The sequence below is a fragment of the Sphingomonas sp. genome, from assembly GCF_035490575.1.
GTDB lineage: Bacteria > Pseudomonadota > Alphaproteobacteria > Sphingomonadales > Sphingomonadaceae > Sphingomonas.
The window spans coordinates 1-10,581 of record NZ_DATJLI010000039.1 but is presented as its reverse complement, the minus strand read 5'-3'; the positions used below and the strand labels follow the sequence as shown (position 1 = coordinate 10,581).

General features: G+C 66.5%; 7 protein-coding genes and 2 pseudogenes. 5 read left to right on the top strand and 4 right to left on the bottom strand.

All coding sequences use genetic code 11. The features are described 5' to 3' along the window. Together VL973_RS02690 and VL973_RS02685 are read right to left on the bottom strand one after the other, a co-directional pair. Positions 1-726, bottom strand: a pseudogene (locus tag VL973_RS02690) (ABC transporter permease); the annotation flags it as partial. Continuing rightward, the gene (locus VL973_RS02685) at positions 723-1,649 is read right to left on the bottom strand and encodes an ABC transporter ATP-binding protein (RefSeq protein ID WP_325282487.1); all 927 of its coding nucleotides are present in this window, start codon (positions 1,647-1,649) and stop codon (positions 723-725) included. The pseudogene VL973_RS02690 and the gene VL973_RS02685, both read right to left, overlap by 4 nt. Before the next feature lie 72 nt (positions 1,650-1,721). Between VL973_RS02685 and queG the strand changes: the two are divergent. Further along, a pseudogene (gene queG / locus VL973_RS02680) lies at positions 1,722-2,759 on the top strand (tRNA epoxyqueuosine(34) reductase QueG); the annotation flags it as partial. Positions 2,760-3,201: 442 nt separating this feature from the next. Here the strand turns inward: queG and VL973_RS02675 are convergent. Further along, positions 3,202-5,025 carry a DUF885 domain-containing protein gene (locus VL973_RS02675; protein ID WP_414712184.1) on the bottom strand — a complete coding sequence of 608 codons (1,824 nt, stop codon included), beginning with the start codon at positions 5,023-5,025 and terminating at the stop codon, positions 3,202-3,204. 107 nt (positions 5,026-5,132) lie between these two features. Continuing rightward, positions 5,133-6,131 (bottom strand): ligase-associated DNA damage response exonuclease, encoded by a 999-nt coding sequence (locus tag VL973_RS02670; protein ID WP_325282489.1) that lies wholly within the window; start codon positions 6,129-6,131, stop codon positions 5,133-5,135. 92 nt (positions 6,132-6,223) lie between these two features. On the opposite strand from VL973_RS02670, the gene VL973_RS02665 reads away from it, so the two are divergent. The 4 genes from VL973_RS02665 to pdeM form a co-directional block, all read left to right on the top strand. Further along, the gene (locus VL973_RS02665) at positions 6,224-6,412 is read left to right on the top strand and encodes a hypothetical protein (protein ID WP_325282486.1); all 189 of its coding nucleotides are present in this window, start codon (positions 6,224-6,226) and stop codon (positions 6,410-6,412) included. 82 nt (positions 6,413-6,494) lie between these two features. Continuing rightward, positions 6,495-8,882: a ligase-associated DNA damage response DEXH box helicase gene (locus VL973_RS02660; RefSeq protein WP_325282488.1), complete on the top strand. Its 2,388-nt coding sequence runs from the start codon at positions 6,495-6,497 to the stop codon at positions 8,880-8,882. A 53-nt stretch (positions 8,883-8,935) separates the two neighbouring features. Further along, positions 8,936-9,892, top strand: coding sequence for an aspartyl protease family protein (locus VL973_RS02655; protein WP_325282485.1), 957 nt, complete (start codon positions 8,936-8,938; stop codon positions 9,890-9,892). Between the two features lie 41 nt (positions 9,893-9,933). Further along, positions 9,934-10,581: ligase-associated DNA damage response endonuclease PdeM (gene pdeM, locus VL973_RS02650; protein WP_325282484.1), on the top strand; the 648-nt coding region annotated here is incomplete at its 3' end.

Below are 10,581 nucleotides of genomic sequence, written 5' to 3'. Positions count from 1 at the left end.
CAACAGGGCGACGCCGAACATGCCGATCAGCTTGCCCAGGAACACCGCCTCCAGCGGGACGGCGGCGGCCAGCACCTCGATCACCTTGTTCGACCGTTCCTCCGCCATCGAGGAAACGACCTGCCCGGCCAGCAACAGCGTAAGGAAAAACAGGGCGAACACCGCGGCGAACCCGCCTTCGTCGCGTCCAACGGGACCGGCGACCGCGTCGCGCATCTCGACCTGTCGCACGGCGGCCAGCGGCGCGGTGCCGCCGTCCCTGATCCGCAGCGCCTGTTCGGCCAGGCCGGCCAGATAGCGCGAAGACCGGGTGCCGACCGGCGCGTGGAGCACGGTCGCGCGTTCGAGCGGACCGTAAAGCACAGCGACGACCTGAACATCCTCGCGTCCGAAATTGTTGCGGGCGATCGTTTCGGGATCGCCGTTGGCGGCACGGAGTTCCAGCGTCGGCGGCGCCTCGCGTTCGCCGAACAAGGCGCGCAGGCTGCGATCGGCGGCGATCAGGACATCGCGGTCGGCGGGCGACGCGACGGCCACGACGCGCAGGTTGCGCGTGCCGCGTTCGGCAAGGCTTGCCGCGCCCAGACTGCCGATCAGGCCCGACAGCCCCATGAACAGAAACGGGGCGAACAGGAACAGCAGGAATGTCGGCGTGAATACCGTCGCGCGGAAATCGCGGTGCGCGATGGTCAGCGTCTGGCGGATCAGGCGCGTCGAATGGCTCATGCCGCTTCCCCCATGTCGAGCGCTTCGGGACCGACGATGCGGACGAACACGTCGTGCAGGCTGGGGCGCTCGATCGACAGGCCGGAAATGCCGTGCCCCGCGGCGATCAGACGGGACAGCAGCGGCTCGATCCCTTCGTCGGGCACGATGAAGCGCCAGCCATCACCGTCACGCACGGCATCGGCCGGCAACAACGCACTCAGACCATCATGCGCGAAATGCGGCACATAATGCGCGCGATAGGGCAGGGTGGCGCGGGCATCGGCCACGCTCCCCTCGAACCGCGCCCGGCCGCGCGCGATGATGGTCAGACGGTCGCACAGCCGTTCGGCATGGGCCATGACATGGGTGGAAAACAATATGGTCGCACCCCGGTCGCGCTGGGCGCGGATCAGCGCTTCCAGCCGTTCCTGGTTGACCGGATCCAGTCCCGAAAACGGTTCGTCGAGCACCAGGAAATCGGGTTCGTGGACCACCGATCCCAGCAACTGGACGAACTGGGCCATGCCCTTGGACAGCTTGCGGATCTTTTCCTCCGCCGCATGGCCCAGACCGGCATCGGCGAGCATCGTCTCTGCCCTTTTCCGCCCCGTGCGCCAATCCAGCCCGCGCAGCGCGCCCATGAAGGCGATGGCGTCCTTGGCGCGCATATTGGGATACAGGCCGCGTTCTTCGGGCAGATAGCCGACGCGGTCACTTGCCTCGCGCGGACGGCTATGGCCCAACAGCGTGCGCGTGCCCTGATCGGGTTCGAGGATGCCCAGCAACATGCGAAGCGTGGTCGTCTTGCCCGCGCCATTGGGACCCAGCACGCCGTAAATCGCGCCGACGGGCACCGCGATATCGATGCCGTCCACCACCCGGCGGTCGCCAAAGCGTTTGACCAGTCCCTGTGCTTCCAGTGCGAGTGCCGGTGTAACCAACCCAAACCCCCGGTTCCCGCCGATCGCATGGCGATGCTTCGTTCTGCGGCCACAAGCTGGTAGCGGGGCGATGTGGCACAGCACAAGTCGCTTGAGGACCGTATCCGCGCAAAGGCAGCCGAACTGGGTTTCGCTGCCTGCGGGTTCGCGCGCGCCGATGCCGCGCCGCGCACCGGCGAGCGATTGCGCCAATGGCTGGCGGAGGGCTGCCATGGCAGCATGATGTGGATGGAGGGCCGCGCCGAACAGCGTGCCAGCCCAGCCGGCCTGTGGCCCGAGGTTCGCAGTATCATCGCGCTTGGCATGAGCTATGCTCCCGCCGTCGATCCGCTTGCGCTGGCAGACCGGGGCGATGTGGGCCGCATTTCGGTCTATGCTCAGGGTGCCGATTATCATGACGTGGTAAAAAAGGCGCTGAAGGCGCTGGGCCGCTGGCTGGTGGCCGAGGCAGGCGGCGAGTTGAAGGTGTTTGTCGATACCGCCCCCGTCATGGAAAAGCCGCTGTCGGAAGCGGCGGGGCTGGGGTGGCAGGGCAAGCACACCAATCTGGTCAGCCGCGATCACGGCAGCTGGCTGTTTCTGGGCGCGATCTATACGACGCTCGATCTGACGGGCGAGGGGGCGGGGCGCGACCGTTGCGGGTCGTGCGATGCGTGCCAGCGGGCGTGCCCGACCAATGCCTTTCCCGCGCCCTATCGCATCGATGCGCGGCGCTGCATTTCCTATTGGACGATCGAGCATGACGGGCCGATGCCGGAGGATATCCGCACCGGCATGGGCAATCGCATCTATGGCTGCGACGATTGTCTGGCGGTATGCCCGTGGAACAAGTTCGCGCAATCCGCCGCCGCCAATCGCGCGTTCCGCCCGCGCGCCGAACTGGTCGCGCCGCCGCTGGATGAATTGCTGGCGCTCGACGATGCCGGGTTCCGGCAGGTGTTCGCTGGCTCGCCGATCAAGCGCATCGGGCGCAACCGCATGGTCCGCAACTGTCTGATCGCGGCCGGCAATGGTGGCGATGCGGCACTGGTCCCGGCGGTCGAGCGGTTGTTGGCCGATGACGACGCGGTCGTGCGCGACGCCGCGCAATGGGCCTTGGCCCGTATCGCCAAATCAGCGGGCGCTTTTAGGCGCGACGCGCGTTCTGCCTTTGACAAGGAGGTGGATATGACGGTCGAACATTCCGAACCCGGTATCGAACAGGCCCGCGCCGAAATCGCCGAGGCGATCGAGGATGCCGGCTTGCAGCACCGCGACGATGACGCCGAGGCTCCGGCCAAGGTCATCAAGGCGCCGGACGGCCTGTCGGTCGAGGTCCGCTATAACGGCACAGCGATTCCGCTCGACGGCAATGAGGTCAACGAAATGCCACGAGACGCTTTCCGCGCGTTCCTGCAAAAGCACAAGCTGGCGGTCGAGGCGGGTGAGCACGACGCCGTGATCGAACGCGCGCTGGCAGGTGACGGGCCGGACAAGGCCGTGGTGCGGGTGCGCGCGCTGGATTGATAACGATGCGCCACCCCGGACCGCGATCCGGGTTGGCGCATCGGCATTAACCCTTTTTCGCGGCGATATAGTCGCCGACCACCTGCTCCAGCACTTCCAGCGGCATCATGCCGTTCGCCAGCACGGCTTCGTGGAAGTCGCGAATGTCGAACTTCGCGCCCAGCTCCTTTTCGGCGCGGGCGCGCAGTTCCGCGATCTTGAGCTGACCGACCATATAGCTGGTCGCCTGACCCGGATTGTTCATATAGCGGTCGACTTCGCGCTTCAGGTCGATTTCGGACAGCGGCGAATTGTCGCGGAAATATTGCTGCGCCTGTTCGCGTGTCCAGCGTTTGGCGTGCATGCCCGTGTCGACCACCAGCCGGATCGCGCGCCACATCTGAAGCGAGAGCATCCCGAAGCGCTGATAGGGGTCCTTATAGACGCCCATTTCGTCTGCCAGTCGTTCCGAATACAGGCCCCACCCCTCGGTATAGGCGCTGTATCCGCCCAGCTTGCGGAATTTGGGCAGGCCGGTCAGTTCCTGCGCGCGCGCGATCTGGAAATGATGGCCCGGCGCGCCTTCATGCGCGGCGATGCCGGAGTTCTGGACCTTTTGCACCTGGCTCATATCGGCCAGGTTGACGTAGAAGATGCCGGGCCGCGAGCCATCGGGCGCGGGGCGGTTGTAGAAGGCGGTCGATGCGGTCGCCTCCCGCCACTTTTCCACCGCGCGGACCTCCAGCGGCGCCTTGGGCAGCACACTGAAATATTGCGGGGCCTTGCCCATCACTTCGGCAATCAGCGCGCGCGCGTCGTTCAGATAGGCTTCGCGACCGGCTTCGGAATTTTCATATTTGAAGCGCGGGTCGGTGCGGATAAAGTTGAAGAACGCCTTGCGGTCGCCGTTGAAACCCGTCTGCTGACGAACCGCATCCATCTCGGCCCCGATCGCCGCCACTTGGCGCAGGCCCAGTTGGTGGATTTGTTCGGCGGTCAGATCGGTGGTGGTGAAGTTATACAGCCGTGCCGCGTAATAGGCCTCGCCAGCGGGCAGGCTCCACGCGCCGTTATTGCCCTTTGCCTTGCCCTCGATCTCGTCCAGCGCCGCGAACAGCGTGTCGTAACCGCGCTTGAACGGGCCGGTCAGCGCGGTGCGCGCATCGGCCAGCAGCTTGGCCTTGGTCGCTTGCGGCGCGTCGAGCGCGGCGACCTTCTTCGCGAAATCGGCCATCACCGTGCTGTCTGGGCCGCTGGAGAAGGGCGCGCCGACCAGCACCTTCTTCGCATCGGCGCGGGCGGGGCCAAACACCATCTGCGGCGGCACGATGCCCTTCGTCGCCTGCACGCGCATCCGTGCAGCGACTTCGCGCATCACGCGATCGGTCTCGCGGATACGCGCGATATAGGCTTCGGCATCGGCCACGCTGGTGACGCGGTGCTGGTTAATGAGGAAAACGGGAATCTCGCCCGCCGGGCTGCCGTTGGTCGATACCGGGAAGCTGTAGTCGCGCCACCGGTGCTGGCGACGCTGGTTGGCGACCTGAAACTCGAACAGACGATAGGTCAGCTTGCCCTGTATGCCCAGCCGCGCGGGGTCGAACTGTGCCTTCATCTGGGCAAGCGTCTGCTCGGCCATCACCATCCGCTTGTCCGCGACCGCGCCGGTATAATCATCGAGCTTGTCGTAATTCGCCTTGCCGCCCAGCGACGTCACCGATTCCGGGCTGAGCGCGATGCTGGCGTCGAACGCGGAATCGAGGAACGCATTCAGCCGCGCATCCTCCGCCTGTACATCCTGTGTGGTGGTCGCGTTCCGGGCGACGGCGGCCGTCAGCGGCAGCGGGAGGATCAGGACGGCGGTCAGAAGCAGGCGCGGGGAAATGGGCAAGGCGAACCTCCTGTTATGTCAGGCTGAACGCTATCGGGCGGTGGCGGCCGGGGCAATGCGGTTTCGCGCGAAACGGATTGGCTGCCGGAACCGCAACAATCAATCGCTCAATCGTCCTCGTCCTCGAACCCGACCAGTTCCAGCGCGCGCGCCTTGATCTGGTGTTGCGCGCACCAGTGGACCAGCGCATCCTCCCGCCCGTGCGTCACCCAAACCTCGCGCGGGGCGAGTTCACGGATGGTAGCGGTCAGTTCGTCCCAATCGGCATGGTCGGACAGGATGATCGGCAATTCCACCTGCCGCTGGCGTGCGCGTTGCCGCACGCGCATCCAGCCCGATGCCATGGCGGTGATCGGATCGGGCAGCCGCCGCGACCAGCGGTCGTTCAGCGCGCCCGGCGGCGCCATGACGATGCGCCCGCGCAGCTCGTCCTTGCCCGCATCGGTTGCAGGGCGCAACTCGCCCAGCTCGACGCCGTGCTCGACATACAGGTCGCACAGTCGTTGCAGCGCCCCGTGCAGGTAAATGGGGTCGTCATGCCCCATGGCGCGAAGCTCGCGAATGACCCGCTGCGCCTTGCCCAGCGCATAGGCGCCGACCAGCACGCAGCGATCCGGCTCGGCGCGAAGGGCGGCGTCCAGCTTGGCCAGTTCGTCCCGCGTTTCGGGGTGGCGGAATACGGGCAGGCCGAATGTCGCTTCGGTCACGAACACATCGCACGGCACCGGTTCGAACGGGGCGCAGGTGGGGTCGGGGCGGCGCTTGTAATCGCCCGACACCACGACGCGCTCGCCCGCATGATCCAGCACGATCTGAGCGGAACCCAGGACATGGCCGGCAGGCACGAAGCCGACCTCGACATCGCCCATGCGAATCGTCTTGCCATAAGCCACGGCGACGCCGCTTTGCGGGCCATATCGCGCGGCCATGATCGCCAGTGTTTCGGGCGTGGCCCAGACCTGCCCATGGCCGCCGCGCGCATGATCGGCATGGCCATGCGTCACCAGCGCGCGCGATTTAGGGGTGGAAGGATCGATCCACGCATCGGCGGCGGGGATGTAGATGCCCTCCGGGCGGGGGTCGATCCAGCGGCCGAATGCGGGCATCGGCATGATATGGGCACGGCTGCGGCCGAAACCAAGCGGGATCGAAAGCGGCATACGGCGCGTTGCCGGTGAATAGAACCGAGGAGAGGATCATGTCTTTCGACGAAAGCGGTATCTGGGGCGTCCTCGTCATTGTCGGGCCGATCGTGCTGGCACTTGCGATCATCTGGGCGATGGTTCGCAACAAGGGCAATCCCCATGATATCGAACGCACTGAGTCCGCCACGCGCAAAATGTATGACGAGCAAAGTCGTGAGGACGACGCCAACGACGCGCGATGACGCGGGCAGGGCTGGCGGAACGTCGCAGGGTGCCTAGATAACCGGCGTGCCCGCTGACCCCGCGACTTCGCTGCCCCCCGTCATTGCCGACTGGTTCGCGAAGCGCGGCTGGCGCCCGCGTCGCCATCAGACCGACATGCTGGCCGCCGCGCGCGCCAGGCGTCACGCGCTGTTGGTGGCGACAACGGGCGCGGGAAAGACGCTGGCGGGGTTCCTGCCGACACTGACCGAACTGACACAAGCCCCGCACGATGGGCTGCACACGCTGTATATCTCCCCGCTCAAGGCGCTGGCGGTCGATGTTCGCCGCAACCTGTTGATCCCGATTGAGGAGATGGGCCTGCCCATCACGGTCGAGGCGCGCACCGGCGACACGCCCAGCGACCGCAAGGCGCGGCAGCGGGCAAAGCCGCCGCACATCCTGCTGACCACGCCTGAATCGCTCAGCCTGCTCATCAGCTATCCTGACAGCGCGGCGATGTTCGCGGGGCTGAGGACGGTGGTGATCGACGAGGTGCACGCCTTTGCCACCGGCAAGCGCGGCGACCTGCTGTCGCTGACACTCGCGCGATTGCAGCGGTTCGCGCCGGGGCTGCGCCGCGTGGCGCTGTCGGCGACAGTGGCCGATGCTGACGGTTATCGCGCGTGGCTGGCCCCGGACGGCGACATCGACACCGTGTCGCTGGTGACGGGGGAGGCCGGCGCGCCGCCCAATATCTCGATCCTGCTGCCGGAGGACCGGGTGCCATGGTCGGGCCATTCGGGCCGCTATGCCGCACCGCAGGTGATGCGCGAGGTCGAGGGGCATCGCACCACATTGGTATTTTGCAATACCCGCAGTCTGGCCGAGCTGATCTTTCAGGATCTGTGGAAAGTGAATGACGGCAATCTGCCGATGGGCGTCCATCACGGCAGTCTTGCGGTGGAAGCGCGGCGCAAGGTCGAAGGGGCCATGGCCGATGGTCGCCTGCGCGCGCTGGTCGCGACCGCCAGCCTCGACCTGGGCGTCGACTGGGGCAATGTCGATTGCGTGATCCAGATGGGCGCACCCAAGGGATCGTCGCGGCTGCTCCAGCGGATCGGGCGGGCCAATCACCGGCTGGACGAAGCGTCGGAGGCGATCCTCGTCCCCGGCAACCGGTTCGAATATCTGGAGGCCCGCGCGGCGCTGGACGCGGTAGAGGCGGGGGAACTGGACCCCGACATTTTCCGTCCCGGCGCGCTGGACGTGCTGGCCCAGCATCTGATGGCGTGCGCCTGTGCCGAGCCGTTCGACGCCGCAGCAATGTTGACGGAGGTTCAGTCGGCGCTGCCCTATTCCGCGCTGGACGCGGACATGTTCGAGCGGGTTTTGGGCTTCATCGCCGATGGCGGCTATGCCCTGCGCGCCTATGACCGGTTCAAGCGGCTGACCAGGGGCGCGGACGGGCTGTGGCGCGTCAGCCATCCGCGTTTCGTGACGCAACACCGGCTGAACGCGGGGATCATTGTCGATGCGCCGGTGCTGAATGTGCGCTTCAAGAACGGCCGTGCGCTGGGCACGGTGGAGGAATATTTCGCCGCCACCCTGTCGCCGGGCGACACGTTCTTCTTTGCGGGCATGAGCCTTGAGGTCGAGCGGATCGACCAACTGGACCTGCTGGTGCGCGCCACCGCGCGCCCTGCGCGCATCCCCACCTATGTCGGTGCGCGGATGCCGTTGTCGACCAATCTGGCGCACCGGGTCCGCACCTTCCTGCACGACCGCGGCGAATGGGCGCGCTTCCCGGACGATGTGCGCGACTGGCTGGAGATGCAGGACCGCCGGTCGGTCGTGCCCGCACCGGGGCAGTTGCTGGTGGAGACCTTTCCGCGTGAGGGGCGGCATTACATGGTCGCCTATAGTTTCGAGGGGTGGAACGCGCACCAGTCGCTGGGAATGCTCATCACCCGCCGGATGGAGGCGATGGGGCTGAAGCCGATGGGGTTCGTGTCCAACGATTATGCGCTGGCCTGTTACGGGCTTGAGCCGATAACCGACCCGGCCGCGCTGTTTTCGCCCGACATTCTGGAACATGAGTTCGTCGAATGGGTGCAGGGTTCGGCCCTGCTGAAACGTGCGTTCCGCGAAGTGGCGGTGATCGGCGGGCTGGTCGAGCGGCAGATTCCCGGCAAGAAGAAGACCGGGCGGCAAGTGACCTTTTCCACCGATCTGATTTACGACGTGCTGCGGAAATACGAACCCGGCCATCTGCTGCTTCAGGCCGCCTGGGACGATGCGCGCGCGCGGATGACCGATGTGGGGCGGCTGGCCGACCTGCTCGACCGCGCCGCCGACACGATGGTGCATGTCGACCTTGAGCGAGTCAGCCCGCTGGCGGTGCCGGTGCTGGTGCTGATCGGACGTGAGCGGGTGGCGCAGGGAAGCGTGGACGACGAATTGCTGATCGAGGCGGAGGCATTGGCGAACGAGGCAATGCGAGTGGACTAAAGACCGGCGGGGCGCTGCTTTCGCGCCGGTGCGCTGCATGTTATGCTGCGTTTATGCTGCACCTTTGCGCCCCTGCCGCGCTATTGCTTGCACTGTCGGGCGGCGGCGCGGCGCAGGAGGCGCAAGCGCCGCCCGATCCGCTGAAAATACTGGAAGAAGCGGGCGAGTATCTGGCGTTTGCCGAACATGAGGAGCGGATGCGCGTGCCCGTGCGCGTCAATGGTGTCGGGCCGTTCCAGTTCGTGATCGACACCGGCGCGGAGCGCACCGTCATCTCGCGACAGGCCGCGACGACCTTGGGCCTGTCGGTGGGCCGCACCGTCAATGTCGCCGCGATGACGGGCGTGGTGCCTGTTTCGACGGTGCAGATCGCGTCGCTGGAGATCGACGCGGTGCCCCGCGCGACCGCGATTCAGGCGCCGCAACTGGAAGCCGTTCATCTGGGTGCTGACGGGCTGGTCGGGCTGGACAGCCTGGCCAACAACGCGCTGCTGATCGATTTCGACCAGCGGCGGATGCATGTGCAGAAATCGCGCCGCCGCCAGCGCTCGGCCGCCCCGGACGAAATCGTGGTGACAGCAAAGTCGATGATGGGCCGCTTGATCGTCACCGATGCGCGCTATGCCGGCAAGCGGATCAGCGTCGTGCTGGATACCGGCACGTCGGTCAGTGTCGGCAATTCGGCGCTGTTGAAACTGGTCGAGGACCAAGCGACGGCCGGTCTGCCGATCCAGATCATGAGCGTCACCGGCGGCATCATCACGGCTCAATATCGTATCGTCCCGCGCGTCAAGATCGGTGGAATCGACGTGCGGGCGCTGCCGGTCGCCTTTGCCGACGTGGCGCCTTTCTCGCGGTTGAAACTGGATGACCGGCCCGCGCTGTTCCTTGGCATGGATGCGATGAAGCTGTTTCGACAGGTGCGGATCGATTTCCCCAATCGCGAAGTCCGCTTCCTGCTCCCTCGACCCGGACGATCGCCGGGCATGATGGCCCGGATGATGCGCTGATCGGCGTTGCGCGTGGCACCGCCGCGCGGCATAGCGGGGCGATGGTTCCGTTTTCGTTCGCCGATCATGCCTTTGCCGCGATGGCGGAGGGCGCGCTTTACTGGCCCGCGCGCCGGGCGCTGATGGTCGCCGACCTGCATTTCGAAAAGGCGAGCTGGTTCGCCAGCAAGGGGCAGATGCTGCCGCCATATGACAGCTTCGCCACGCTCGCGGCGCTGCAGGGCGTGGTGGCGCGGTGCGACCCGGCGGAAATCTGGTGCCTGGGCGACAGTTTCCACGACGCCGCCGGTTGCGAGCGACTGCCGCAAGCGGTGCAGGCGGGCCTGCGCGCGCTGACCGCCCGGCGGCGGTTCGTCTGGATCACGGGCAATCACGACGCTGGCATGATCGACCGTTGCGGCGGTGAAGTCCTGGCCGAGGCGCGGCTGGGCGACCTGATCCTGCGCCATGAAGCCGACCCGGCAGAGGTCGCGGCGGAGCTGTCCGGCCACTGGCACCCCAAGCTGCGCGTAGCGGTGCGCGGGCGGCTGGTCGCGCGCCGCTGCTTCGTCGCCAGCGCGACCAAGCTGGTGCTGCCGGCATTCGGCGCGCTGACCGCCCGGCGGCGGTTCGTCTGGATCACGGGCAATCACGACGGTGGCATGATCGACCGTTGCGGCGGTGAAGTCCTGGCCGAGGCGCGGCTGGGC